We start from the raw sequence: 26,964 nt of genomic DNA, 5'->3' as shown, positions 1-26,964 counted from the left end.
AGCCGTTTATTTATTAATGAAGACCGTTTTTAACGTATCGCGGTAAACGACTTGAAATTGCAAGCCTTCGGATATGGCGGCCAGCGGCACGTAAAGCGTGCTTGTATGGCCGCTCGAATGGATGAAAGCGGGCGGCGCCTGCAGCGGCTTAGTCACGCTGTTGCTCCTATATGTAGTCGAACCGGCGGTAATATCTACTGTTCCGCTTTGCAGCTTGATGGATGCAGTCTGAGTTTTGGCATTCCATGTAATGGCGGCTCCCGTCGCATCCGTAATGCTGCGGAGCGGCACATAGGTTCGATTTTGAACAAGAAGCGGTTTATTGGCACTTATAAGCTCTTTGCCTTTGACAACAATCGATACAGGCACATGGCTCTCCCTCGGCTTCACTACCCGGTAATCGTTCCAAATGGCCTTCGCAAACGCCTTGCCCATTGCCGCATAGCCGGCTCGGCTAGGATGAATATCTCCTTTGGCAATAGAGGTGAAGGCAAGCTCATTGCCTACAAATGAAGAGGCGACGTTTGCGATTCGAATGCGAAAGCCATCCTTCGTTAGTCGTTCCGATACCAAATTAAGACGCTCGCGCAGCTGTTTGACGCTATCTAGAAGAAACAAACGATCACCTTCGGGATACAATGGAAAAAATAACTCTCCTACCTTGATAGGCTGCGGGATCGGCAAATACTGATCTGCAATGACGATCTCTGCTTTCGGCTGCAGGCTTAGCATTAATCGAAGCGAGGCTTCCAGCTCAGCCTCGTAACTGGCAAGCGTGTTTTCACGTACGGCTGCTGCTTCCGTTTGATCCGCTCCGGCTTCGAGCTTCGCAAGCACGGAATACATGTCGTTGCCGCCGATCGTCATTACGATCAAGCTAGCCTCGGTTATAGCCTCCCGCAGCTGCTTAGTCTCGGCGAATATGCGGTCTGCGCGAGGGTCGGGAAGATTGCTTTGAATATCCGCGCTTTTCACGCTCTCTCCGCCAGCGACCGCCTCCATCCAACGCTTCAGCCCCGCAGTCTTCAGTCCCAACACGCCATAATTGGAATAAGCTGATCGAAGGCCGTGGAAGAGAGCCTGCTCGTAGACATGCTCAACATAGCCATACGGAATCGAGTGCTCGGTAAACCCAAACTCGTAACCGGCTGTTACGGAATCGCCCACTGCGACGATTTTGTAAATCTTCTCTTCAATAGGATTGTCCGATTGGGATGCTGCATAGGCGACTGCCGATTGCCCTCCGTTTGGAGCAACCATGAGAGGCTGGGCAAACGCTGACGCCATCAAAGCGGAGATCATGACACCGGCCGCTGCGCGCAGCAAGACTTTCCTAAACTTGCTATACAAAACGCACACATCCTTCTGATAAAATAAAATGAATGCAAAATTAGAACTTATGATATGCTTATCACTCTCACAGACGGAGGTTGTACGGCCAAAAAGCCGACATGTGAAGTTTATGATTGTAGTAAAATAGTGCAAATAATTATGAAAATATTAAATTGATTCCGCTATTGCCTAATGTTAAAATAATATAATAATCGCAATGTCGCGGTATAGGCCCGGTATATGGTCAATTAAACGAATGGCGCTCATGAAGACGAGTCGCCGGCCGTTTAGCTAATGAATGGCAAGGAGCAGGCCGATGCGCCTCGCTGACTACCATTCTATGATAAAACAAGCCAAAAATGAAGCGTAATGCGTATTCATCGGTGCTTATTTTCAACACGTTCACGCTTACCCAAAAATCTTCTCATAGAAAGGTTGCACACAATGAAAGAACATATTTTGGGATTGCCGCCGAAGCAGGGGCTATATGATCCGCAGTTCGAGAAAGATGCATGCGGCATGGGCTTTGTGGCCAACATCAAGGGAATTAAATCACACAAGGTCATCCGCCAAGCGCTGATGCTGCTCGAGAACATGGAGCATCGCGGCGGTCAAGGCAGCGAACCGAATACCGGAGATGGAGCGGGTATTTTGCTTCAAATTCCGCATGCTTTTTTTGCAGCTGAATTAAAGAAGCAAGAGCTCGAGCTTCCGGCCGAAGGCCGCTATGCTGTCGGTATGATTTTTATGCCGCAGGATGAAGCAGCCCGCATCGCAATTGAGCGTGAAGTGGAGTCGATCGTTCAAGAGGAGAACCAATCGGTAATCGGTTGGCGTACGGTACCGACGGATGACAACAAGCTGGGTGAATCCGCATTAGCGGTGAAGCCGTATGTTCGTCAGCTATTTATCGGAATGAACGATAGCTTGAAGGACAATATGGCATTTGAACGCAAATTATATGTGATTCGTAAGCGTGCAGAGCTTGCGATTCGTTATGCCGGCAAAGAAGGCGGCAATATGTTCTACTTCTCGAGCTTATCCTCGCGGAAGATCGTTTACAAAGGGATGCTTACGACCGAGCAGGTTCGCTCGTTCTACACCGAGCTTAATGATGAGTCGGTTGTATCGGCAATGGCGCTCGTTCACTCCCGTTTCAGTACGAACACATTCCCAAGCTGGGAGCGTGCGCATCCGTTCCATTACATGATCCACAACGGCGAAATCAACACGCTTCGCGGTAACGTAAACTGGATGCATGCCCGCCAGACGTTGTTTGCAACGGAACTGTTTGGCGATGACATCGAGAAAATCAAGCCGGTTATTAACCCTGACGGCTCTGATACCGCGATGTTCGACAACACGCTTGAGTTTCTATTCTTGTCCGGCCGTTCGATGGCCCATGCCGCAATGATGATGGTTCCGGAGCCTTGGTCCAATCATGAGAGCATGAGCGACGAGCGCAAAGCTTTCTACGAATACCACAGCACATTGATGGAGCCGTGGGATGGACCGGCTGCGCTGGGCTTTACTGACGGCGTGAAAATCGGAGCGGTTCTTGACCGGAACGGTCTTCGTCCAGCTCGTTACTATGTAACGAAGGACGATCACATTATACTTGGCTCCGAGGCAGGAACAGTTGAAATTCCGCCAGAGGATATTTTATACAAAGACCGCCTGCGTCCTGGACGCATGCTGCTTGTTGATACAGAGAAAGGCCGCATCATCTCCGACGAGGAAGTGAAAGCGGAGATCGAAACGGAGCATCCTTACCGCGAATGGCTGGATGAGCATCTCGTTGATTTGGAAGACCTGCCGGAAGCGCCGGAATTGCCGGAGCCGAACCATGAAACGGTTCAAATGAGACAGCAAGCATTCGGCTACACGTTCGAAGATGTACGCAAAGTGCTTGAGCCGATGGCTGGCAGCGGCGCGGAGCCAATCGCTTCGATGGGCTACGATGCGCCGCTTGCGGTATTGTCTGAGCGCCCGCAGCGTTTGTACAACTACTTTAAGCAATTGTTCGCCCAAGTAACGAATCCGCCGATTGATGCCATCCGTGAGGAGATCATTACGGCGACTGGCACTACAATTGGACCGGAACGCAATCTGCTTAACCCGGAGCCGGAAAGCTGCCGTCATATCAAATTGGCTACGCCGATTTTATCCAACGAGCAATTCGCTAAGCTGCGCCATGTGCGCCGCCCTGGCTTCCGCTCGATCACGCTTCCGATCTTCTTCCCTGCGAATGAAGGCGAAGCTGGCCTCCGCGCAGCGCTTGCTCAAATGTGCGAAGCGGCTGACCGCGTTATCGCGAAAGGCCATAATCTGCTTATTCTATCCGATCGCGGCGTCGACAAGGACAATGCTGCCATTCCGGCACTGCTAGCGGTATCGGCGTTGCATCATCACCTTATTCGCCAAGGCACTCGTACGAAGGTAGCTCTATTGCTTGAGTCGGGCGAGCCGCGTGAAGTGCATCACTTTGCCTTGCTGCTTGGCTACGGCGTAAGCGCCGTTAACCCGTACCTTGCTTTCGAAACGCTTGATGACATGATTCGTCAAGGCATGCTTCGCGGCGTATCGCATGATAAAGCAGTCAAAAACTTTATTAAAGCAGCCACTAAAGGCGTTATTAAAATATTGTCCAAAATGGGTATTTCGACGATTCAATCGTACCGCGGCGCACAAATTTTCGAAGCGCTCGGCTTGAAAGAGGAAGTCATTAACGAATACTTCACATGGACACCGTCCCGTATCGGCGGCATCGGCCTCGATGTTATCGCTGAAGAGACGCTTAAGCATCACAACCGCGCATTCGCTGAGCAAGAAGGCGGAGAGAAGGAGCTTGACTCCGGCGGCGATTACCAATGGCGCAAAGACGGCGAGGATCACTTGTTCACGCCGCAAACGATCCATACGCTTCAAATGGCTTCGCGTGCGAACGACTATAAGCTTTACAAGAAGTTCTCGGCGCTGGTTCAGGGCGAGGACAAGAAGCATCTAACGCTTCGTTCCTTGCTTAAGTTTAAGGATGGTCGCCAGTCCGTGCCGCTTGAAGAGGTTGAATCGCTGGAATCTATCGTTAAACGGTTCAAAACAGGCGCGATGTCGTTTGGTTCGATCAGTAAGGAAGCGCATGAGAGTCTGGCGATTGCGATGAACCGTCTCGGCGGCAAGTCGAATACAGGCGAAGGCGGGGAAGATCCTGCACGTTTCATTCCTGATGCAAACGGAGATTCAAGGCGCAGCGCGATCAAGCAGGTTGCATCCGGACGTTTCGGCGTAACGAGCAACTACTTGGTTAATGCCGACGAAATTCAAATTAAAATGGCTCAGGGCGCTAAGCCTGGTGAAGGCGGACAGCTGCCTGGCCTTAAAGTATATCCTTGGGTAGCCGAGGTTCGTGGCTCAACGCCTGGCGTTGGTCTAATCTCGCCGCCGCCGCATCACGATATTTATTCGATCGAGGATTTGGCTGAGCTTGTTCATGACTTGAAAAATGCCAACCCGCGCGCTCGCATCAACGTTAAGCTCGTATCGGGCGTTGGCGTAGGAACAATCGCGACCGGTGTTGCGAAGGGCCGTGCTGACGTTATTATGGTCAGCGGCTATGACGGCGGAACTGGTGCTTCTCCAATGGGCTCGATCCGTCATGCCGGTCTTCCGTGGGAGCTTGGTCTTGCAGAAACCCACCAAACGTTAATGCTGAACAAATTGCGTGATCGCGTTGTCCTTGAGACAGACGGCAAAATGATGAACGGCCGCGACGTTGCAATCGCAGTATTGCTTGGAGCTGAAGAATATGGCTTCTCAACTGCTCCGCTCATCGTGCTTGGCTGTATCATGATGCGTGTATGTCAATTGGATACTTGTCCAGTAGGCGTAGCGACACAAAATCCAGAGCTCCGCAAAAAGTTTATGGGTGATCCTAGCCATGTGGTTAACTATCTTCGCTTCATAGCGGAAGAGCTGCGTGAGATTATGGCTGAGCTAGGCTTCCGTACGATTCAAGAGATGGTTGGACGCGTCGATATTTTGGAAACGAAAGAGCTGCGTGAGCATTACAAAGCGAAAGGAATCGACCTTTCGGGCTTGCTGTACGAGGCTGACCTTCCGCAGGATGCCGTTCGCTACAACATTCAAGAGCAAAACCATGGTCTTGAGCTATCGCTTGATATGCAGCAGCTCGTTCCTCTGGCGCAAGCTGCGCTTGAGAGCGGTGAGCGCGTACGCGGTACTTTCCCTATCCTGAACACGAACCGCGTAGTCGGAACGATTCTGGGCAGCGAAGTCACACGTCGTTACGGCGCTGCAGGCTTGCCTGAGGATACGATTTCTTATCACTTCGTTGGAACAGCGGGCCAAAGCTTTGGCGCATTCGTGCCAAAAGGCATCACGCTATCGATCGAAGGCGATTCGAATGACTATGTCGGAAAAGGTTTGTCGGGCGGTAAAATTATCGTAGCTCCATCACCGAAGGCAACTTTTGCTGCCGAGGAGAACGTCATCATCGGAAACACTGCGCTATATGGCGCAACTAGCGGCCAAGCATATATCCGTGGTGCAGCTGGCGAACGTTTCGCGGTTCGGAATAGTGGAGCTAATGTTGTCGTTGAAGGCGTGGGCGATCATGGCTGCGAATATATGACAGGCGGGCGCGTTGTTATTCTCGGTAATACGGGACGCAACTTTGGCGCTGGTATGTCCGGCGGCGTAGCATATGTCTACGATGAGAAAGGCGATTTCTACAACCATTGCAATTTGGAAATGGTATTGCTGGAGCGTCTTGAGGATTCGCAGGATATTGCAGAGCTGCGCGGCTTGATTGAATCCCATGTACAGTATACGGAAAGTGCTATCGGTTCCAGGCTGTTAAATGATTGGGATGTATCGCTTGCCAAATTCGTCAAAGTCATTCCGAAGGACTACAAACGGATGCTTGAGCAAATCCGCAAAGTCGAAGATACCGGCTTAGTGGGCGAAGAAGCATTGCTTGCAGCCTTCGAAGCGAACAAAAAAGAGCTTGCTCGTGCAGGCGGCAAATAAGATTGCAAGACTAATAAGGTTATAGGTTTTAAATAAGGGACTGTCCCTGGAGTAGAATAACTACTTCAGGCGACAGTCCCTTTTGTTTTTCGACAAAATGCCAGCAAATTAGAAAAAAGCCGCACCCACTAACCGACATATTCCATCCGATAGCTCAGGTATAATGATGTTAATATATCTTTCATTATCATTACACGATTAGGAGTCGGTCGTATGTTAAGAGATGAAATAGAAATGTCGATCGAGGATGATGCTTCGCATTCAAAGATTACCTCTCTTGAAATACATGACATACTCGATCAAATTGGCATTCCGCAAGAAAGTTGGATTCCAGAGAAGGATGCTGACGCTAGCGCAGCAATCGCTCAGCCCTAATAAAAGCAATGAAGCGTTTTGTCTCATCTGGAGTCAGCGCCCGTCCATCTATGCTTAAGTGATAGCTCTTTAATAGCTCTTCGTCTGATAGCTCGAGATGGTCGACAAAGGCACGAACCTCATCGGTTAACGTTTGCTGGGGGATTGAAGTCCGACCAACCAAAAAGTCGACTGTGACCTGAAATAAATCCGCGAACTTCGACAATGTTTCGGTATCAGGCTCTCTTCGATTTTTCTCGTAATGCGATAAAGCCGCTCGTGATATGCCTAGTGCAGTGGCTGTTTGCAATTGCGTCCACCTTCGCCCGTCCCTCAATGCTGCAAGCCGATTACCGATGCTCATCGAATTCCTCCTGTCTTAGAAAGGCTGCTGATTCTATATTAATACGTATTCGCGACAATTGCATGCATTTAGCACAAATTATGAGTGATTTGAATCATTTTTGTTATTCGTATGATGGAGGAATTGAGTATGGCGACGAATTCGAACGATCTCTCGCGCGCCCACATCAGGCTTCGCTTCACAGAAGGCGTTAAGGCAGAGCTTAGACTTATAAGTAAAGATGGACAGCTGTTGACCCCCTCGACGACGACGGTGCTGCTGCTCAACTTAAGCCCAAACGGCTTATGCTTCCTATCAGGCTTGCAACTACCGATTCAACATAATTATTTCGTCGAGTTTAAAATGACGATTTCCAACGTACAAATTATTGTGCGCGGGCGAATCGTATGGAATTCAAAGACGGATAATCAATTTGCGCATGGCGTCATTTTTGAATGCACGAATACGCTTCGTTCACTTATTATTGGCGTGATGAACCAAGAATTGCTGGAAAGTCAGCCGCAGCAGCGGAAAATCCATTATTTATACAGCAGGCTTTTAAATACAAAACGAATGCATTACAGCGGCTAACCTGTTTTTGGTTTTTAAAAATTGGTAAGCGCTTGATTGAAGGGGGACATGCTTTGAAAATCATACTGTTATCAGGCGGATCTGGGAAGAGATTATGGCCCTTATCGAATAGTAAGCGAGCAAAGCAGTATTTACCGGTATTGGAAGGTCCGCGAGGCGGCATGGAATCGATGCTGCAGCGCTTGTGGCGTCAGCTAGACGAAGCGGATTTACAGGAGCATACCCGTATTGCGACCTGCCGCGAACAGGTAGAGATTTTGCAGAGGCAAGTAGGTTTAGAAGCACCGCTTATCATTGAGCCTGAGCAACGAGATACCTTTCCGGCAGTGGCACTCGCTGCTGCTTATTTGTATTCCATCGCGGGAGTGTCTTTAAGCGAAACGATCATTATTATGCCGGTAGATGCATATGTTGATAATGATTTCTTTTCATGCATAAGAGGGCTGCCTAAGCTTTCAAGGGAAAGCAGGGCAGAACTGCTAATGGTTGGGACAAGGCCCAGCTTTCCGTCCGAGCAATATGGCTACATCGTTCCTGAGACAAGTCCTTATCAAGAAGATGAGGGCATGTGCGAGCGTAAGGTGCGCAGATTTAAGGAAAAGCCATATGAGGCGGAAGCGGAATCGCTTATTGCGGACGGGGCATTTTGGAATAGCGGCATCTATGCCTTTCAGCTTGATTTTATGATTGCCATGCTTATGAACCGCGGTCTTCCTATTCATTATGATGAGCTATATAAGCAGTATTCTAAAATACCGCGTGGAAGCTTTGAAGTGGAAGTTACGCAAAAAACAGATGCAAAATCGGTCATTGGATATGACGGTGAATGGAAGGATTTGGGAACTTGGAAAACATTATCGGAGGAACTATCCTTTGATCGACTAGGCTTGGGTGAAGTGTCGGCGGACAGCGAGCAATCACAGCTTATAAATGAACTAGATATTCCGATCTCGATAATTGGCCTGAGCAACGTGTTTGTAGCCGCAAGCCCTGACGGTATTCTAGTGACAAGCAAGGATGCTGATTCCGTACTAAATGCGAAGCTGCGGTCGATGAATGAGCGGCCAAAATTTGAGGAACATCGATGGGGACATTCGAGGGTTATTGATTCAGCTGTCATGGCTTCAGGTTTACATAGCGTGACGAAACGAGTTTTTATATCGGCAGGGCAAAATCTGAGCTACCAGATGCATTTTAAACGAAAAGAGGTGTGGACGATTATAGCTGGAGAAGGTCTGATTGTTATCGATGAGCTGTTCCGCCACATTGCGCCAGGTGATACGATCGTTATTCCGGAACGCTCCAGACACAGTCTGCGCGCGATTACGGATGTTGAGCTTATCGAGGTGCAGACAGGACAGCAAATCAATGAAGATGACGTTATCAGGCTGGGCGTTACATGGGATGAGATTACTAGTCAATTAAATATGGCATAGTAAACGCGGGTAAGAGGCATTTCTTAATTTTATAGATGGATTGCAAATCGACGTTATGATCGAACATCTGCCATTTAACGTATCTTGTGTACTTAATGTGAAGAGGTTGATACAGTCATTACGAAAGAGAGAGGGAGCGATCTATCGGATGATATGTTCAGAGGACCGATTTTATTGTGTTAGTTGCGGAGAGATGGTAGCAAATCCTGATGCAGATATTTTGTTTCGGACAGGATTTTTCCGAGTGGTACATCCAATGGGTTATTGCTTAACATGCAGCATGGAGCAGGATAAGCTGGATGCTATAGTAGGATCGCCGGGTAAGACCAGTAACTATGACTATAAAATGTTCCTTCGAGCAGACGCAAAAGTTGCCGAACACGTTATACAACCCTATCGAACGAATGATAACGAGAACCTCTGCCCTACAGTCTAACTGTAGAGCGGAGGTGTATTTTTTTGTAAACTACCAATTGTTTCCTTAATCGTTTATAATGAATAGGATTTGGATCTTTTGAGGAGGAGCTTAGAGATGGAGCAGCCTATTGTTAGATTGCAAAATGTAACTAAAAAAATCGGCAAAAGAACGATTATTGATCGGTTGACGCTTGATTTGCCTCTTGGCGAGGTGTTTGGCTTTCTTGGTCCTAACGGATCAGGCAAAACGACGACCATTCGGATGATGGTTGGCTTAATGTCATTGACCGAGGGCGAAATTACGATTAGCGGACATAGCATCACGAAAAATTTTGAAAAAGCTATTCGCCATGTTGGAGCTATTGTAGAGAACCCAGAGATGTACAAATACTTAAGCGGATATGACAATTTAATTCATTATGCCCGTATGATTCCAGGCATTACGGAGCATCGTGTTAATGAGGTTGTTAAGCTTGTCGGCCTTGAAGGGCGAATTCGCGATAAGGTGAAAACCTACTCGCTTGGCATGCGACAGCGGCTGGGCGTAGCGCAAGCCATCCTACATAAACCGCAGCTTCTCATTTTGGATGAGCCGACTAACGGATTGGATCCTGCAGGCATTCGCGAGCTTCGTGATTACTTGCGCTTGCTCTCGAAGGATGAAGGGATTGCGGTATTTGTATCGAGCCATCTATTGTCCGAAATGGAGCTGATGTGCGACCGCGTTGCCATTATTCAAAACGGCAAGTTGATCGATGTTAGAACGATACGCGGCGAGCATGCTGCCAAGGCGAATACGAGGGTTGTCATCGAAGTTGATCGTCCTCAAAGCGCTATCGAGGTGATCCAGGCTGCTGGTTTCGCAGGGGAGCTGGCGGGAGAGAATACGCTGGCGGTTGAAGTCGATAAGGAAAGCACGGCCGCGATTAACGCATCGCTGGTTTCAGCCGGCATAAAGGTATATGGCATTCGGTCACAAGTCAAAACGCTTGAAGATCAATTTTTGGAAGTAACGGGAGGGGAACGCATTGGGTAATTTCTTGCCGCTTATTCAAAACGAAAACATGAAAATATACAGTCGTCCCCGTACGTGGGTGATGACGGGCATTATGATACTCCTTGTACTGACCATATCAATTATGTGGCTGATTTTTGGCGGCAGAGATACTTCGATGTGGGATGTCAGTTTTATGGAGTCTTCCATTTTATTTTTGCTTGTCACGATATTTACGGTAGTCATTGCTGCTGGCGGAGTTGCGGAGGAGTTTACGAGCGGTACGATTAAGCTGCTGCTGATCCGGCCTTGGTCGCGTTCGAAAATATTGCTGTCCAAATATATTTCGATCCTGCTGTTCGCTATTATGCTCGCCATCCTATTGTTTGCAAGCACATTACTGGTGAATTGGATCTGTTTTGGCATCAACGCTTCGCCAGATTTGAAGCCAACCTTCGTAGGCGAGGAAGGCTCAAATCCATTAACATACATGCTGAAGTATTATGGGCTTACCTTAATTTCGCTCGTTGTGACGGTTACGCTTGCTTTTATGCTATCGACCGTGTTCCGCAGCAGCGGACTTGCGATCGGCATGGCTTTGTTCCTTCTGCTTGGCGTTAACAGCTTTATCGGTTTGATTGCGATGCTCAAATACAAATGGATCGATTACTTGTTGTTTATCCACTTGAATCTAACGCAATATTTGGATGGCAACCCGATGCGAGAAGGCATGACATTAGGTTATTCGCTTAGCGTGCTTGCTGTCTACTATGTAATATTCATCGCATTAACGTGGTACATTTTCAAAAAGCGCGACGTTGCTACCTAAGCCATTTAATTAGCAAAAAAGCCGTTCCTGCTGCTCCTTCCTCGGAAGGAAGACAGCAGTTGAACGGCTTTTTATTTTTGCAGCTTAGCCGGCTTGTCTCGATTTCTCCTTTGTCTCCTTAGGCGATGCTTCCTTGCCATGGATTTGAGGCGAATCGGATTCTTGCAGCGCACGGTTTTTGCTGTCTAAGGCCTGCTCCATGTGGCACATGCCGTTTAGTCGGCCTCCGTCTTGGATAACGATCGTGCTCGCCGTAATCGTACCGGTCAAATGGCCGGAGGAGGTGATGATGAGGCGCCCTTTCGTCACGATATCGCCGAAAACTTTGCCAGCTATCGTAACGTCTCTTGCCGTAATATTCGACCTGGCAATGCCGCACTCCCCGATGATGACATCCGCTTTGCATTCAATATCGCCGCGGTACTCTCCTTCAATGCGCAGGCTGGCCTCGCAGTTCATTTTGCCTTCGCTAAGCGTTCCTTGACCGATCAGCGTATCGGTTGCCGCAAGCCGCTTGTTATCTTTAAACATAAGTTCTAGTCCTCCTTTATGAGCGCCAGAAATTTAATAGGATTGACTGGTTCATTTTTCTGCATGATCTGAAAATGCAAATGCGGACCTGTGCTTCTTCCGCTTGAGCCCAATAAGCCGATTTTCTCTCCGCGGACGATTTCATCGCCTTCACTGGCTTCGATCTGTTTTAAGTGCATATAGGCGCTTTGAAGGCCTCCCAGATGATCGATAACGATATAGTGGCCTAAAGAGCTGTTAAAGCCAATTTCGGATACTGTGCCGTCTGCTGCGCTAAGTACGGGATCACCAAGCTTGCCTGTTATGTCAATGCCAGCATGAAACGTGGAACGCCCGGTAAACGGATCGCTCCGATAACCAAAACCGGATGTCAGCAGCTTAGAGCGCGTCGGCCAAGTAGAGGGATAGGCATCCACGGAGGATTTTGTCGTTTGCGCCAGCTCAAGCGTGAGCGCAAGCGACTCCTCCATCGTATCGACCATCCCATGAAGTGAAGCGAGATCATAGCCGGTGTTTTGTGCGAGTAATGCGAACTTTTTTGATTCTTGCAAGCTAGTGGAGTGAATGCTGGATATAGAGGACAAAATAGGCAGCGTTCGCGAGGAAGATGATGATGTTTTGCTAGGCGCAAGGTAAGATGAGGGAGCAGCTTTGTTCCCATAGTTCTCAATGAACTGCTTCAGCTTGAGCTCGAGCTGCTGCAATTCATCGAGCTTTGCTTTCATCTCAAGCGTTTGACTCGATAGGTCTAGTATTTCTTGCTGCAAAGAGGTGATTGCTTCGTCTTTCTCGGTTACGGTTTGGGAAAATTCTGCATCCTGCATGGACAATTGTTCCTCCAAATGATGCAGCTCATAGGCTGACTTTATTTGGAGCCCTCCAATGCAGCCCGTAACCGCTAGAACCGCGGCCGTAGGCGCGGCTAAGACAGATCGCTTTGACACGTGAAACTGCTTCACGGTTTTATCCGCGCCGCGCATCACGACAAAGGACCACTTTGGCTTCCGCGTATGTTTCAATAGCCTGCTCCTTCCGGCTGAGCTTAAGACTTGATCGATCAGAACGTTCTATTGCTATTTATTCGTGGAAGCCTTAAAACATGCCATAAAACTTGCGCTAGAAAGAAGAAAGACCGCCCGCCATGCACGAATGGTGCGGGCGGACAGTCATTGGTAATGCTAGTGATAGGAAAGGATCTATTGCGCGGCTGCGAGCTCGGTCTGAGCTATAGCTTCCTGCATAGTTGGTGTGATAGCGAAGGAACGGCCCTGCTGCTGTTCAGGCGGCAAGGAAGCAAGCTGCTCGATTCTTCTTTTTACTTCATTGGAGAGATCGGTAACGCGCTGCGCGTATTCCTTGGCTTTATCCCCTTTTTGTTCCGAAAGCGCGGTCTGATTTGCTTTTGCATATGAGGTTACAGCAGCTTCATAAAGTTTGATGTCCCAAGGAAATTTGCTGACGCCTTCATCAATGATAGCAAGCGAATCCTCGAATTGCCCCTTCTGTTGAAGAAGGCGGTATTGTGCCAAGAGAAGTCCGCGGTTATAGGGATCTGAGTCGCGTCCTTGTTTTACCGTGCTTATTGCTTCATCAAGGTAGTTTGAATCAGACGTTTGTTTGTATGCTTGCTCGAGCCACTCAGCCTTCGTTAGAAGGAAGGTGGAATGTTTAGGCGATACTTTAATCGTTTCATTCAGCATTGGCATAAGTTGATCCAAAGGCGTCTGCTGCTGAACGGCTAATGCGTATACTTTTTGGTATTTTTGAACGCCGCTGTTCTCTCGAATCGCTATGACTAACAGGAATAAGGAAAGCACTGCAAGCACCGCAGGGTAAGCAACCTTTTGCCAAGAGCGTTCCTTCGTTCCTTTTAACCGTTCAATAATTAGCTTACTGCTATAAGGTGCTATCATACAGCCTAGAGAGATAAATACAAGTGTGCTAATGAACAAGTAACTCATATCGAAATCGATTGCGCTGTGAATAAGCAGTGTTAATGAAAAAATAAAAAAGATAAAGTGACTGCCGCGCAGCTCGGGATAACGTATGAAAGAGCGGATATATAAGCTGTATACAAATGCAAGCAGAGCAAGCAGAGCGATTAATCCGATCCAGCCGGTTTCTACAAGCGATTGAACGAAGAAGCTATGTGCTTGTCTGCTCCAATAAGGGTTGTTCTGATATTGCTCATACATTGCCTGCCAAGCGCCGCCGCCTCCGCCAAGCAGCGGATAATCCTCGGCTACGTGAAGGCCATCCTTGTAGAACGTCAATCGTTCTAGTACGCTGTGCTGTTGTAAATTAATATTTTCGAAGCGAGAGGCAATTTTATCTGGAAGCAAACCGCGAATGGCACTGCTGCCCAGTAGGCTTCCTGCGGCAATGGCTGCAAGGACGATAGCTACTACAGGTACAACTGCAAATGACCATTTGTAAGCAGAGAGTTTTGTTAGTTTTGCTTCAAGGAAAGCATTGGCCTTCGTATGATAGAGCAAGATTAAGCCGGCAGTAATGACCATCCCAAGCAGCAGTAGTCCCCAGTTTTGCAATGGCAGGGAGCTGAACAATGAAATTGTGCTTGGTGCTTTCGTTTCGGTAGGTTGTACAAGAGTAGCAATCGCATCAGCATTCTTCGTAAGCTTGCCCAATATAGCCATCGAGACGACTACGGACAATATCATAAATACGAGGTATGCGATTTGTTTCGTAAAGCGTAGAAACGGCAAAATAAGAAGTACCATAACGGGTATTACTACGATTGCGCCACGAGAATAGGTAAACATGAACGAAATCCAAATCGGTACAAGCATCGCAGCATGGATGAGCCGTGCCGAAGGACGTATGCAGTGTACGGCATAGTAGAGACTAACAAAAAATAAAGCAGCTAGGAAGCCGGCATATGTATTTGAATATTGAAAAACAGATGCAAGGCGATAGCCATCATGCGCAAGCCACAAGGCATCTCTATAGTACATTTGGCCAAAGAGATTGAATAAGCCAAAGATGACAATTAAATAGGAGGAGAGCATAAGCGCATATTCAATCGTTTTGCGAGAGAGCTTGGATTCTGCCAAATAAAGCCCGCATATAAAGAGAGCGGCAAGCAGGAAAAAAACGAGAGTCATAAACTTTGCATAATAGCTGGATACCGCTTGAAAGGAAGATAACCAATAAATGAGCGGAAGCACCATGACGGCAATCGACAAAATACTTCGGTAGCTGTTCATCAGCGTGCTGCGGAACATGTAAGCTGCCGTTACGATCAACAGGATGTATCCAAAGATGATGGCTCCATAAATTGGCCCTTCAAAGCTGAGCTCGTAGCCATTGAATAATCCTTTTTCATATGGGAAAATAACCAGAAATAGGGCAAGTCCTATCGTCCCAATCCACCTCAAAAGCGATAGATCAGCGGCTTTGGGCTGCGTACTGCTTTTTGATTTGTTTCGTGCGCTCATTCGTAAGTACTCCTCATCCATAGTTATGTATATATGCAACAGATATTGCTTCATTTTGTATTTTAACAAATGGGGGAGTAGATTACTATAATGGAAAGATTAAAAATGTATGACGTTTACAAATTTGTAGGAAATGGGTTTGTCGACTTTAGACAATTTAAGCGAGAATTCTACAAAACTTTTGGTTTTGGAAGGATATAAATGTATGAATGTGTTGGAAACTTTGGTAAGATAACGAGGGTGAAGTATCGTTATTATTAGTAAACATAGGTGAAGTTTAAATTTAAACGTCTATTTAAATAGACAATCGTATTAAACAAAAATAGACAGATCGAGGTATGCTAATGATTAATTCAAAAGATTATATGCTCAGCAAATTATGGAGGCAAAAAAGTTTAATTAATCAGTTTATTAAGAGGGAAGTAATAGGAAGGTATAGGGGATCATATTTAGGAATAGTTTGGTCATTTATTAATCCATTAATGATGCTTGTCATATACACTTATTTTTTTAGTGTCGTTTTCAAAGCAAAATGGGGAAGCGGCGTAGGCGAAAGTCAAGTGGAATTTGCACTGATTTTATTCTGCGGATTAATTACTTTTAATTTATTTTCTGATGTAATTACACGTTCGCCTAGTGTTGTGATAAACAATCCTAACTATGTGAAGAAAGTAGTATTTCCACTAGAAATACTACCAATTACTATTTTAGGTGCTGCGCTAGTGCATTTTTTAATAAGCCTTTCAATTTTGACGCTAGGATTAATTTTATTGATGGGGGTTTTTAATTGGACTATAGTCTTTGTACCTATAGTTTTGTTGCCATTACTATTTATGACTTTAGGATTAGGGTGGTTCTTTGCTTCGTTAGGGGTCTTCATCCGTGATATTGGACAATTTTTAGGATTGGCAGTTCAAGCACTTATGTTTTTAAGTCCTATTTTCTATCCTATTTCAATTATTCCAGAAAGCTTTCGAGTTTTTTATTACTTGAATCCAATAAGCTATGTTGTTGAAGATATGAGAAAAGTCATTATACTAGGCCAGTCACCAGATTGGACATGGTTAATTATAGGAACTCTCATTGGCATGCTTTTGTCATGGCTAGGTTATTTATGGTTTCAGAAAACGAAAGGCGGTTTTGCAGATGTCCTCTGATTCACCAATTATTTCACTCACAGGGGTTAGTAAATCATTTAAAATGTATGAAAAACCTATAGATCGACTTAAACAATCTATTTTAAGGAAGAAAACGTACAGAGAATTTTGGTCATTAAAGAATATAACGATGTCGTTGCATAAGGGTCAGACTATTGGAATTATCGGGAAAAATGGATCGGGAAAAAGTACATTATTACAAATAATAGCTCAGACATTGCAACCGACAGAAGGAGAAGTAAGTATCAACGGAAGAATCGCGGCATTGCTTGAATTAGGAAGCGGCTTCAATCCTGAATTTACAGGTAGAGAAAATGTAATAATGAATGGCGCCATTAATGGATTTAGTCCTACTGAAATTAAAGATAGAATGGAGTCAATTGAACAGTTTGCAGATATTGGTGAATTCATAGATCAACCTGTAAAGACTTATTCATCTGGCATGTTTGTGCGACTGGCATTTTCCTGTGCTATCCATGTTAATCCGGATATTCTTATAGTTGATGAAGCACTGGCTGTCGGTGACATGCAATTTCAGTTAAAGTGTATTGAAAAAATGAAGACTTTCAAAAATGAAGGCAAGACAATATTATTTGTCAGTCACGATGGATACTCAATACGTAATTTTTGTGATGAGGCAATATGGATGATTGATGGTCAAATTCATCAACGTGGTGATGCAAATACCGTAACAAAAAACTACGAAGATTTTATGAAGTTTGGTTTAGACTCGGAGAATAAAGATGATGAAAGCGAACAAGTAGATAATTCTTTAACACATGTTATTTCTATTGATAAAGTTGAGTTTAAAAACAAAGAAGGAATTATAAAGAAAGAGTTTGAATTTGATGAGGATATTTTCGTTGAGCTTTCATATAGACAATTTAAGAAGCAGGAAAATATAGTAGGCGGTATCGCATTGTTTGATAGGCAGGGTACCTACATTTGTGGACTTAATACAAAACTAGATAAATACCCATTGCCTGAAGTACCAGGGGAATATAAGTTGATTTTAAAATATGAACAAATAAAACTATTGCCTGGTACATATTCTATTGATGTCGGTTTTTTTGAGAGTTCTGGATTAGTTAGGTTAGACTATAAAGCAAGATACGAGTCTTTCCGAGTAAGCTCAAACCTATATTTTGCAGAAGGTCTAACTTTTATTAATCATAAATGGGATTTTGAAAGGTAGAAGATGTCATGAAATATGATTTTAATATAGATATGTTATCAGATAATTCGCTATCGCTAATTTTAAGAGAAATCCAGCCTAAGACCACTGTTTTAGAATTTGGACCGGCAAAAGGATATATGACAGCCTACCTTAAACATGAGCTTGGCTGCAAAGTAATCGGTGTCGAAATTGATGCTGAGGCAGCAAAAATTGCTGAAGTTTTTGTTGAGAAGATGATTGTTTGTGATGCTGAATCACTAGTTTGGATGAAAGAGATACCTACAGGTACTTTGTTTGACCACATTGTTTTTGCAGATGTTTTAGAACACTTAAGGAACCCTGTAGCAGTTTTGAGAGAAGCTAGTTCTTTCTTAAAGCCAGGAGGCACTATTTTAACTTCTATTCCTAACATAGGGCATTCAGCTGTAATAATGGAATTATTACATGGGAAATTTGAATATCGGCCTTTAGGTCTACTTGATAACACGCATATAAGGTTCTTTACTCGAGAAAGCGTAAAACAACTAATTAAAGATGCTGGATTACAACCGATTAAATGGAAAAGTGCTAACATTTTACCTGAACATACAGAACTGCAACGCGATTATTCAAGCGTACCTCAAGAAATTGGAAATTACCTAAAAAAAAATAAAGATGCTCATGTTTATCAATTTATAACCGTTTCCGGTAAGGTAAGTGAAGAAGTTTCGGAGACAGAAGAACAAGATAATAATTCGTATATTTTAGCAGAGTACGCTCAGTTATTTTGGGCTAAGGATAAGAACTATACTGAAGAATCATCTTTGAAAATTCCTGTTAATTCTAATGATTTCGGTTTTAATACATATGACTTTAAAATCGAAGGTCCAAGCCTTAAATATCCACTTAGATTGGATCCAACTAATTTTAAATCTATAATTGAAATTGATCATATTACTTTGTTAAATCAACAAGGTTCAATTATCAAGTTTTGGACAAATACTGAAATTGCGGATTGTGTTCAAATACTTCACGGTGCTGAGAGTATTCAACTTTATAATAAATATATATTATATGCAAATGGAAATGATCCGCAGCTACTCTTTAATTTTGAATTAGAAGGGACTGTAGAAGAGTATCAACTTAGTGTAAATATGAGCATAAAAAAAGAAGTTCAAGAAGAATACTCAAATCTTGTTACTCACATTGGTGATTTAACAAATGACAATAGATTAAATAAAAATGAATTGTTGAATCTCCAAGATGAATATAAGGTATTGACTATATTCTCAAACGAATTAGTAAGTCGGGAAAAAGAATTGCAATTTCAGTTAACTCACAAAGAAGAGGCAATAAATCAATTTCAAAGCAATATTAAATTATTAAATCAACAGTTAAAAGAATCCCAAGAGATGATTCACCAATTGTTGAATTCTCGTTCTTGGAAATTAACAAAGCCTTTTCGTTGGATAAAAGATGTATTAAGAGGAGTGGCAGGTCGAAAATGAATTCACATTATGAACATGAAAAAAACATAGAATCATTAGATATAATAATAGTTACGTATAATTCAGAGAAATGGATAGAGAATTGTTTGTCGAGTCTTGTAAAAGGGAAATTCCCTCTTGAAAAGATTCATATTACATTTGTAGATAATAATTCGACTGATCATACTAAATCTATTATTGAAAACTATACCAATTCTCATTACTTCGGAGGATATAATTTTCATTTTCTTAGTACTAACACTGGTTTTGGAGCAGCGAATAATTATGGAGTTAATAAAACGGAACAAAAATATGTTTTGTTTTTGAATGTAGATACGGAAGTAGAAGAGAATGCATTAAACGTCCTTATGAGTAATGCAATTAACAGCAACAAACATACAGCTTTATGGGAATGCAGGCAATTCCCTTATGAACACCCTAAAAATTACAATCCGATTACAATGGAACTTTCGTGGGCAAGTGGAGCGGCAAGTATGGTTCTTCGAGAAGTTTTTGTTAAAATTGGCATGTTTGATGAAAAAATATTTATGTATGCAGAAGATGTAGATCTCAGTTGGCGATTTAGAGCAAACGGATATCAGTTAATATATGTTCCAAAGAGTATAATACATCACTACACATATGAAAGCGCTGGTGAAGTTAAGCCAAATCAATTTTATAATAGTACATATAACAATTTAATGTTGCGTTATAAATTTGGAAGTATTCGAGATATTATAAAAGGATATATTCTTTATTACAGTTTATTTTTTAATAAAGTACCATTTTATGGTCACAAAAAAACTGTTCTAAGAAAGCTTATCAATAGCTTAGCAGAAGGTCAACGATTCAGAAGTTGGAAAAGAAACAATAAACAACTTACATTTAGTCCGTCATATCACCTTTGGGATTATGACATTATACGTGATGGTGCATTTTATGTTAACCAACTTCCTAAAAAAACACCACTTGTTTCTATATTAATTCGTACGTGTGGAAGACCTGCAATGTTGAGAGAAGCATTGCAAAGTGTAAGAAACCAGACCTATTCGAATATTGAAGTAGTCATAGTTGAGGATGGCGCAGCTATTTCGAAAGCATTAATTGAGGAAGAATTTGATGATTTGAACATTGTATATCATGCTACAGGGGATAAAGTAGGTCGTTGCATAGTGGGAAATATAGCTATGGAGAAAGCAAGTGGAGTATATTTGAATTTCTTAGATGATGATGATGTATTATATGCGGATCATATTGAAGTTTTATGTACGCAATTAGTTAATAATCCGGATAAAAAAGCGGCATATGCTCATGCGTTTGAAACTCCAATTAAGGTTATTTCAAAAGACCCCTATAATTATGAGGAACTATTTCACAATGTTCAGCACAGACAGCCATTTAATAGACTAGTTTTGCTGCATCATAACTACTTTCCAATTCAGTCGGTTCTTTTTTCAAAGGAATTATATAATGAACTCGGAGGTATCGACCCTGAGTTGGAAGTTCTAGAAGACTGGGATTTGTGGTTGAAATACGCTTTGAATTATGATTTTATTTATTTGGATAAAGTCACATCCGTTTATAGAGTACCTGCTGAAGTTCAACATCATCATTCAAGACAATTATTATTTGATAAGTATCTAACAGTTGTTCGCAATAAGTATGTAGATAAACAAACAAATTTACCAATAGGTACTTGGTTTAAGGATGCTGATCACATACTGAGCAGACCACAAACTGTAGTTTACAATATCAAGGGAATGTCTTTTGGTACATTTTTGTTTAAAGTGAAAAACAAAATTTATAATCGCATTCGGAAAATATTGGGGTAATGTACAGGAGGATCTTAAGTGTTATATTCGAAACTCAGAGAAAAAAAATTTCTGATTACAATTGGGATTATTGTAGTAGCATGTATATTTGTTTATTGGGATTTTATTACCTTCAATAAGTTGTATATCTTCAATGATACTGGTAGTGATACCTTTGATTCCTACTGGCCGTTTCTTTATGATTTGAACTTGAAAATTAAACAAGGGGAAATTCCGTTTTGGTCTCATAATATGGGAATGGGAATTAATTATTTTTCAACTCAAATTTTTATAGGAGATATTTTCTCTTATCTTTTTTTATTGGTAGGACTAAATAAATTAGCATATGCATTTGGTTTAATGGCCGTTTTTAAAATATTGTTGGCTGCGATTTTCTTTTTTCGTTATGTACGCTATTTAAACTTTTCTTTTGTTTCATCAACTATCCCAACACTATTGTATGCATTTAATGGTTATATTGTTTTGTGGGGGCAGCATTATCAATTTGTAAATGTTATGGTTTTTGCTCCATTAGTACTTCTAGGGTTTGAGAAGTTGTTAAAAGAAAAGAAGTGGGGATTATTTACTTTATCAATATTTTTATTAGCTATTAATTCTTATTATTTTCTTTACGTTTTTACCGTATTTATTTTTATATATGGAGTATCAAGATATTTGTTAGTTTATAATTTTAAATTTAAGGGATTCATCACTCACTTCTCAAAAACGTTTGTATTTTATGTCCTTGGTATAATGGCAGCAGGCTTTATGTTTTTACCAACAATATATTATGTTTTGAGTAGCCCTCGTATTAGTGGCTCGTTGAATATTAAATTATTTCAATTAGCAGACTTACAGTATTATATTAGTTTAATTATGAGAGCATTTAGTAATAATTCAATGGGAATTGCTAATGGATTTTATGGCTATATAAATTATTATGAATCACCAATAATATATTCGGGTGTTATTTGTCTTATATTAATCCCTCAAATCTTTTTTCAGGGATCTCGGAAAGAAAAATATATATATGGAATAACTTATTTTTTGTTAATGGCAATGTTATTACTTCCATTTTTCTCTTTATTCTTCAATGCATTTAGTAAGGTTGACTATAGATGGACATTCGGCATTATTATATTTAATTTAGTTGTTCTAGCGCATGTGTTACAAAATTGGATTAAAAATATCTATAAACTGAATATGAAAGCTTTGTTTATAGCATTTGGAGGAGTAATTTTATTTAGTTTTATAGCTCTTAAATTAGGTGGGAATTCACTCGGTTGGAGCGGAGAACAATCTTCGATGGCTTCGAGATCAATTCTTACGTCTTTAATTTTTTGTATACTCTATATGATTATATTATGTCTAATACAAATTTCTAGAGATAAAAAGAATAAATATATACTAATATCCATACTTACTTTCTTATTATTTATCGAGGTTGTTAGTGTGTCTCATGCTTCCGTAAATAATCGTATGTTATTAGATCCTGGATATATTTCTGGAAAACAAGGATATTTTGACTCGACAAATGATGCAATCCGATATATTCAATCTGAGGATCCAGGGTTCTATCGAATAAGTAAGTCATACAATTCTAGATTTCTAAATGACGCATTAATCCAGAGATTCAATGGATTTAAGGAATACAATTCACTAGTTGAGCCATCAACAATTCAGTTTTTACAAAAAATGAATGTTACCATTGGTGGTAACTTTTCATTAGTCTATGGGTTGGATGAAAGAGTGAAATTGGAGACCTTATTAAATAATAAATATTATTTAACTTATAACAAACAAGGACCATTTGGATATGAATTCATTAAAGAAGTAAACGAAGTAAATATATTTAGGAACAAATTTGCGCTGCCTTTTGGCTATACATATGATCGTTATATTGAAGCGAATGATTTTGATAAGCTTGATAATATGCAAAAGGAAGATGCGATGTACAAAGGATTTATTATTGACAACGAAAATCAGAAACTAGATGTTGAAAAATTTAATAGAATGAATATTAATGAATTGCCGATTATTTCAGAGGAAACTATTATTCCACAAATTAAGAAAACAAATAGCAATGTACCCTCTAAAGATTCGTCTATTGAGCTTGAATTAAATAATTCTATGACCGGAGAAATATCAGTAACATTAAACATGAAAAATTCTAATGCGGCGAATGGGAAAATATATTGGAAATCTGAAAATGAAGAGTATTCTGAATTAAAGTCAAAAAGTTTTATAGTTAATAATGAGAATAATGGCTCAAAAATCTCATTAGGAATCGTCCACAATCTAAAATCTTTGAATATTTTATTTCTAGAAGATGAACTTACTAACGAAATAGATAACTTGGAATTAAAAGTTAGACCCATTGTCTACAATAAACCAGATATAGACAAATTTAGTGCTAATAACTTTATAGCAACTTCAATTGGAAATAACAGAATTAAAGGAACAGTACTAGCAGACTCACCTAAAATGTTGTTTTTTAGCATTCCCTATGATAAGGGGTGGAATTCTAAGGTGGATGGGGTTAAACAAAAAATAGTTGAAATAAACAATGGGTTTATAGGGATTCCTTTGGAAAAAGGAAATCATACTGTAGAGTTGAATTATGTCCCACCAATGTTTAAAGTAGGGGCAATATGTTCTTTATTTGCATTAGTAATAATCGGCATACTTAGATCAAGAGTGTATTTTAAAAAAGTGACATTATTAATTACTAGTAAAAGAGATGAGGTGTGATATTTGAAGAAAATTGAGACGAAATTATCTGGAGTAGTACTTTTGGAACCAACGGTATATTGTGACAACAGAGGATTTTTTATGGAAAGCTATAATGAGCAAAAAGCAAGTGAGTTGGGTATATCATATTCATTTGTACAAGATAATCATTCTTTATCGGTAGAAGCTGGTGTTATTCGAGGTCTTCATTATCAACTTAACCCTGAGGCTCAAACAAAATTAATAAGAGTTACTGCTGGTGTGATTTATGATGTGGTTGTAGACATTCGAGTAGGTTCACCAACATTTGGTCAATGGGAGGGCTTTATCCTAAGCTCTGAAAATAAGAGACAACTTTTGGTTCCGCAAGGATTTGCTCATGGATTTTGTACGGTGGTAAAGAATAGTGAAGTGCTTTATAAAGTAAATGCATTCTATTCAGCAGAACACGATCGTGGTATTGCATGGAATGATCCTGTTCTGGCTATTGATTGGCCAATATCAAATCCAATAACATCAGCTAAAGATAACAAACATCCTTTCCTTGCGGATGCTGATATAAATTTTATTTATCAGGGATAAAAAGGATTGAAAAGAATAGTTTTTAAAACTAGATTTAGGTAGGTGTTTCTGTGAAAGGAATTATTTTAGCTGGTGGTAGCGGTACAAGATTGTACCCTTTAACCAAAGCGGTATCAAAACAATTACTTCCTATTTATGACAAACCGATGATATATTATCCATTATCGGTGTTAATGCTTGCTGGTATAAAAGAGATCTTAATAATTTCAACTCCTGAGGATACACACCGATTTGCTCAATTGCTTGGCAGTGGAGAAGATCTGGGAATCTCTATTAGTTATGCCATACAATCTTCACCAGATGGACTTGCTCAAGCATTCATAATTGGTGAGAGTTTCATTGGAAAAGATAATGTTGCGTTGATTTTAGGCGACAATATCTTTTATGGGCAAGGCTTTTCGGAAATGTTATCCAAAGTAGTTCTACGTAAATCAGGCGCCACAGTATTTGGTTATCAAGTTAAGGACCCGCAACGCTATGGTGTGGTTGAATTTAATAAAGAGTTAAAAGCAATATCAATTGAGGAAAAACCCTATATACCTAAATCAAATTATGCTGTAACAGGATTGTATTTTTATGATAATACTGTTATTGATATCGCTAAAAAAATAAAACCTTCATCTAGAGGCGAATTAGAAATTACTGATATTAATTCGGTTTATTTAGAACAAGGAAGATTAAACGTAGAATTATTAGGAAGGGGTTTCGCATGGCTGGATACAGGTACTCATGAATCTTTAATGCAGGCATCACACTTTATAGAAACAATAGAGAAGCGACAAGGTTTCAAAGTAGCGTGTATTGAAGAGATAGCATATTTAAAAGGTTATATCAGTAAGGAACAATTAATAAAGCTTGGTGAAGCTTTAGCGAAGAATGAATATGGAAAATACTTGTTGGAATTAGCTGAATGGGGGGACTAGTTGTGAAAAATAAAGAATTATTTGTTGATAATAAAAGTAGAGTAATTGAAGTAAATGTTTTGGGTGACGAAAGAGGCTTGCTAACAGTAATTGAAGAAAATCTAACAATTCCTTTTGAAATTAAGAGGGTATTTTACATATATAATACTCAAAATGAAGTGAGACGCGGCTTTCATGGTCACTACAAAACAAGACAAGCATTAATCTCTGTTGCTGGCTCTTGTAAAGTTTATTTAGATAATTTGCAAAGAAAGCAAGAAGTTATATTAGATACACCTCAAAAAGTTTTGCTGCTGGAGCCAAATGACTGGCATGAAATGTATGATTTCACACCGGATTGTGTACTATTAGTGCTAGCATCGCATCATTATGATCCTGAAGATTATATCCGAGATTATAAATTATTTAAGGAGGTATACTCTTCGTGTCAGGCAACATAAAAATAAATTTTTCAAAAAGAGAATATAGCTTATTGTTAATAATATTATTTATTTCATTGTTGCAATTTAGTTATTTTGTTTCTCAGAATAGTGTTGCTAGCTATTATGATGAGATAAGGTATTTCGAGATTGGAAAAAATATTCTAAGCAATGGATTATTTAATATTGCAGATGATTTAAGAACTTATTTATATCCATTACTTATTTCAATATTTTATATTTTCACGGATGGTCAAAGTGTGACTGTTAAGATAATATTTAGTGTGTTTCAATATGTTATCTATGTAATAACAATTGCTATGATAGCAAAGGCATCATATAAATATCACAGTAATAAAATAGTATATTTCACTGTTTTTGCTTTAGGTATGCTGAATCCTTATTTAATACAATCTACAACGTTATTTCTAACGGATGTATTAGCAACATGTTTACTTATAATATCATTATTGTATCTATTAACATCAGATTTAAATAAATTTACAAATGGTATTGTAGTTTCTAGTCTTCTGTATTGTGCAGTACTAATTAGACCTTCGAGTGCAATTTTTATGTTGCTTTTCTTTCTTATAGGATTATATAGATTTATTTATGTTAAAGACTTTAAACCTGCAAAATTTACTTTTGTAGGACTACTATTATTGCTTGTTTTTCTTCCTCAACTTTATATGAACATAACAAAATTTAATCATTTCACACCATTAATACATTTAAACCTCCTTGAGCAACAATCAGTATGGGCTACTCAGCATTTAAAATATAGTACAGTGGTAATTGATGGTGAGCACCCAGCACTGAGATATATTACTCCTTGGGCTATGGATAGTAATATAAGTATGATGAAGCTAATGAGCACCAATTTTATAGTTTTTCTTGCGGTTTTTGTTTCTCATATTTTTGGTGTTATTGATTGGGGATATGTAGATACATACATCAGAGATTTATCGGTATCCTCTAGAATATTTCCATCCATTTTATTATATACTCAGTGGTTCATAATTGGTCTAGGCATACTATGGATAAAGTTACATAGAAAATGGACATTTATGACTATTTCTTTATTATTCTCTGCAATTGGCTATACTCTATTCATAGCAACCACTGCAATAGAATCAAGATTTGGATACCCAATATATTTAATTCTTTTATTATTTTCAGGTTTTGGGGTCCAATATATACTAGAAAATATTAAGAATAAGAAGAAGACACTTTATATTTTTTCTTCATTATTGGTATTTATATGTATATCATTTTATTTCAGTTATTTCATTGATATGCAAACAGGTAGAATTTCTTGGTTTGATTGAATAGCTTAATTTATTTATATAAATCCTAATGTTATAA

At 40.8% G+C, this 26,964-nt stretch carries 20 protein-coding genes; 15 read left to right on the top strand and 5 right to left on the bottom strand.

The genetic code is table 11. The annotated features are described in order from the left end of the window. Nucleotides 1–6: 6 nt before the first annotated feature. Complete coding sequence (locus tag A7975_RS14820; protein WP_065385583.1) at nucleotides 7–1,350, bottom strand: stalk domain-containing protein; 1,344 nt, start codon at nucleotides 1,348–1,350, stop codon at nucleotides 7–9. Between the two features lie 426 nt (nucleotides 1,351–1,776). Here A7975_RS14820 and gltB point away from each other — a divergent pair, with 426 nt between their 5' ends. Both gltB and A7975_RS34160 read left to right on the top strand, forming a co-directional pair. Then, the gene (gltB, locus tag A7975_RS14815) at nucleotides 1,777–6,381 is read left to right on the top strand and encodes a glutamate synthase large subunit (protein ID WP_065385582.1); all 4,605 of its coding nucleotides are present in this window, start codon (nucleotides 1,777–1,779) and stop codon (nucleotides 6,379–6,381) included. A 213-nt stretch (nucleotides 6,382–6,594) separates the two neighbouring features. Then, nucleotides 6,595–6,756 (top strand): hypothetical protein, encoded by a 162-nt coding sequence (locus tag A7975_RS34160; protein WP_157265553.1) that lies wholly within the window; start codon nucleotides 6,595–6,597, stop codon nucleotides 6,754–6,756. Here A7975_RS34160 and A7975_RS14810 read toward each other — a convergent pair. Beyond that, nucleotides 6,731–7,099: a helix-turn-helix domain-containing protein gene (locus A7975_RS14810; protein ID WP_053372228.1), complete on the bottom strand. Its 369-nt coding sequence runs from the start codon at nucleotides 7,097–7,099 to the stop codon at nucleotides 6,731–6,733. The two genes, A7975_RS34160 and A7975_RS14810, sit on opposite strands and share 26 nt — an antisense overlap. Nucleotides 7,100–7,228: 129 nt before the next feature. Here A7975_RS14810 and A7975_RS14805 point away from each other — a divergent pair, with 129 nt between their 5' ends. From A7975_RS14805 to A7975_RS14785, 4 genes are all read left to right on the top strand, one after another. Next, nucleotides 7,229–7,669: a PilZ domain-containing protein gene (locus tag A7975_RS14805; protein ID WP_053372227.1), complete on the top strand. Its 441-nt coding sequence runs from the start codon at nucleotides 7,229–7,231 to the stop codon at nucleotides 7,667–7,669. A gap of 53 nt (nucleotides 7,670–7,722) precedes the next feature. After that, nucleotides 7,723–9,105: a sugar phosphate nucleotidyltransferase gene (locus tag A7975_RS14800; protein WP_065385581.1), complete on the top strand. Its 1,383-nt coding sequence runs from the start codon at nucleotides 7,723–7,725 to the stop codon at nucleotides 9,103–9,105. A 532-nt stretch (nucleotides 9,106–9,637) separates the two neighbouring features. Further along, entirely contained in the window at nucleotides 9,638–10,558 is a 921-nt protein-coding gene (locus tag A7975_RS14790; RefSeq protein ID WP_053372224.1) for an ABC transporter ATP-binding protein, read from the top strand. Beyond that, nucleotides 10,551–11,345 carry an ABC transporter permease gene (locus tag A7975_RS14785; protein WP_065385580.1) on the top strand — a complete coding sequence of 265 codons (795 nt, stop codon included), beginning with the start codon at nucleotides 10,551–10,553 and terminating at the stop codon, nucleotides 11,343–11,345. Before A7975_RS14790 ends, A7975_RS14785 begins: the two co-directional genes overlap by 8 nt. An 84-nt stretch (nucleotides 11,346–11,429) precedes the next feature. On the opposite strand, the gene A7975_RS14780 is transcribed toward A7975_RS14785, so the two are convergent. The 3 genes from A7975_RS14780 to A7975_RS14770 all read right to left on the bottom strand — a co-directional run bounded on the left by A7975_RS14780 (nucleotide 11,430) and on the right by A7975_RS14770 (nucleotide 15,334). Next, nucleotides 11,430–11,876: a bactofilin family protein gene (locus tag A7975_RS14780; protein WP_053372222.1), complete on the bottom strand. Its 447-nt coding sequence runs from the start codon at nucleotides 11,874–11,876 to the stop codon at nucleotides 11,430–11,432. Between the two features lie 5 nt (nucleotides 11,877–11,881). Next, entirely contained in the window at nucleotides 11,882–12,895 is a 1,014-nt protein-coding gene (locus A7975_RS14775; protein ID WP_082198200.1) for a M23 family metallopeptidase, read from the bottom strand. A 177-nt stretch (nucleotides 12,896–13,072) separates the two neighbouring features. After that, nucleotides 13,073–15,334, bottom strand: a complete 2,262-nt coding sequence (locus A7975_RS14770; RefSeq protein ID WP_065385579.1) for an O-antigen ligase family protein — start codon at nucleotides 15,332–15,334, stop codon at nucleotides 13,073–13,075. A 344-nt stretch (nucleotides 15,335–15,678) separates the two neighbouring features. Here A7975_RS14770 and A7975_RS14765 point away from each other — a divergent pair, with 344 nt between their 5' ends. The 9 genes from A7975_RS14765 to A7975_RS14725 are packed head-to-tail and all read left to right on the top strand — an operon-like array spanning nucleotide 15,679 to nucleotide 26,927. Continuing rightward, the gene (locus A7975_RS14765; protein ID WP_141680302.1) at nucleotides 15,679–16,491 is read left to right on the top strand and encodes an ABC transporter permease; all 813 of its coding nucleotides are present in this window, start codon (nucleotides 15,679–15,681) and stop codon (nucleotides 16,489–16,491) included. Then, complete coding sequence (locus A7975_RS14760) at nucleotides 16,481–17,686, top strand: ABC transporter ATP-binding protein (protein WP_065385577.1); 1,206 nt, start codon at nucleotides 16,481–16,483, stop codon at nucleotides 17,684–17,686. The genes A7975_RS14765 and A7975_RS14760 overlap by 11 nt, the downstream gene beginning before the upstream one ends. Nucleotides 17,687–17,694: 8 nt before the next feature. After that, nucleotides 17,695–19,155 (top strand): class I SAM-dependent methyltransferase, encoded by a 1,461-nt coding sequence (locus tag A7975_RS14755; RefSeq protein ID WP_065385576.1) that lies wholly within the window; start codon nucleotides 17,695–17,697, stop codon nucleotides 19,153–19,155. Beyond that, on the top strand, nucleotides 19,152–20,966 hold the full coding sequence (locus tag A7975_RS14750; RefSeq protein ID WP_065385575.1) for a glycosyltransferase family 2 protein: 1,815 nt from the start codon (nucleotides 19,152–19,154) through the stop codon (nucleotides 20,964–20,966). The genes A7975_RS14755 and A7975_RS14750 overlap by 4 nt, the downstream gene beginning before the upstream one ends. Before the next feature lie 18 nt (nucleotides 20,967–20,984). After that, nucleotides 20,985–23,696, top strand: a complete 2,712-nt coding sequence (locus tag A7975_RS14745; RefSeq protein WP_065385574.1) for a YfhO family protein — start codon at nucleotides 20,985–20,987, stop codon at nucleotides 23,694–23,696. Between the two features lie 3 nt (nucleotides 23,697–23,699). After that, the gene (gene rfbC, locus A7975_RS14740; protein ID WP_065385573.1) at nucleotides 23,700–24,257 is read left to right on the top strand and encodes a dTDP-4-dehydrorhamnose 3,5-epimerase; all 558 of its coding nucleotides are present in this window, start codon (nucleotides 23,700–23,702) and stop codon (nucleotides 24,255–24,257) included. Nucleotides 24,258–24,307: 50 nt separating this feature from the next. Next, nucleotides 24,308–25,180, top strand: coding sequence for a glucose-1-phosphate thymidylyltransferase RfbA (gene rfbA, locus A7975_RS14735; protein ID WP_065385572.1), 873 nt, complete (start codon nucleotides 24,308–24,310; stop codon nucleotides 25,178–25,180). Between the two features lie 2 nt (nucleotides 25,181–25,182). Continuing rightward, nucleotides 25,183–25,620, top strand: a complete 438-nt coding sequence (locus tag A7975_RS14730) for a sugar 3,4-ketoisomerase (protein WP_255314290.1) — start codon at nucleotides 25,183–25,185, stop codon at nucleotides 25,618–25,620. Then, nucleotides 25,605–26,927 carry a hypothetical protein gene (locus tag A7975_RS14725; protein ID WP_065385570.1) on the top strand — a complete coding sequence of 441 codons (1,323 nt, stop codon included), beginning with the start codon at nucleotides 25,605–25,607 and terminating at the stop codon, nucleotides 26,925–26,927. The genes A7975_RS14730 and A7975_RS14725 overlap by 16 nt, the downstream gene beginning before the upstream one ends. Nucleotides 26,928–26,964 lie beyond the last annotated feature (37 nt).

Origin of the sequence: Bacillus sp. FJAT-26390 (genome assembly GCF_001682865.1) — a bacterium.
GTDB lineage: Bacteria > Bacillota > Bacilli > Paenibacillales > Paenibacillaceae > Pristimantibacillus.
Note: the sequence above shows the minus strand (reverse complement) of the source record. Positions and strands in the feature narration are given on the sequence as shown.

Excerpts from the sequence above, each read along its gene's own strand:
- A7975_RS14810 (WP_053372228.1), bottom strand. The coding sequence starts at position 7,099 with ATGAGCATCGGTAATCGGCTTGCAGCATTGAGGGACGGGCGAAGGTGG.
- A7975_RS14760 (WP_065385577.1), top strand. The coding sequence starts at position 16,481 with ATGTCCTCTGATTCACCAATTATTTCACTCACAGGGGTTAGTAAATCA.
- A7975_RS14780 (WP_053372222.1), bottom strand. The coding sequence starts at position 11,876 with ATGTTTAAAGATAACAAGCGGCTTGCGGCAACCGATACGCTGATCGGT.
- A7975_RS14790 (WP_053372224.1), top strand. The coding sequence starts at position 9,638 with ATGGAGCAGCCTATTGTTAGATTGCAAAATGTAACTAAAAAAATCGGC.
- A7975_RS14765 (WP_141680302.1), top strand. The coding sequence starts at position 15,679 with ATGATTAATTCAAAAGATTATATGCTCAGCAAATTATGGAGGCAAAAA.
- A7975_RS14770 (WP_065385579.1), bottom strand. The coding sequence starts at position 15,334 with ATGAGCGCACGAAACAAATCAAAAAGCAGTACGCAGCCCAAAGCCGCT.
- A7975_RS14750 (WP_065385575.1), top strand. The coding sequence starts at position 19,152 with ATGAATTCACATTATGAACATGAAAAAAACATAGAATCATTAGATATA.
- A7975_RS14805 (WP_053372227.1), top strand. The coding sequence starts at position 7,229 with ATGGCGACGAATTCGAACGATCTCTCGCGCGCCCACATCAGGCTTCGC.
- A7975_RS34160 (WP_157265553.1), top strand. The coding sequence starts at position 6,595 with ATGTTAAGAGATGAAATAGAAATGTCGATCGAGGATGATGCTTCGCAT.
- A7975_RS14755 (WP_065385576.1), top strand. The coding sequence starts at position 17,695 with ATGAAATATGATTTTAATATAGATATGTTATCAGATAATTCGCTATCG.
- gltB (WP_065385582.1), top strand. The coding sequence starts at position 1,777 with ATGAAAGAACATATTTTGGGATTGCCGCCGAAGCAGGGGCTATATGAT.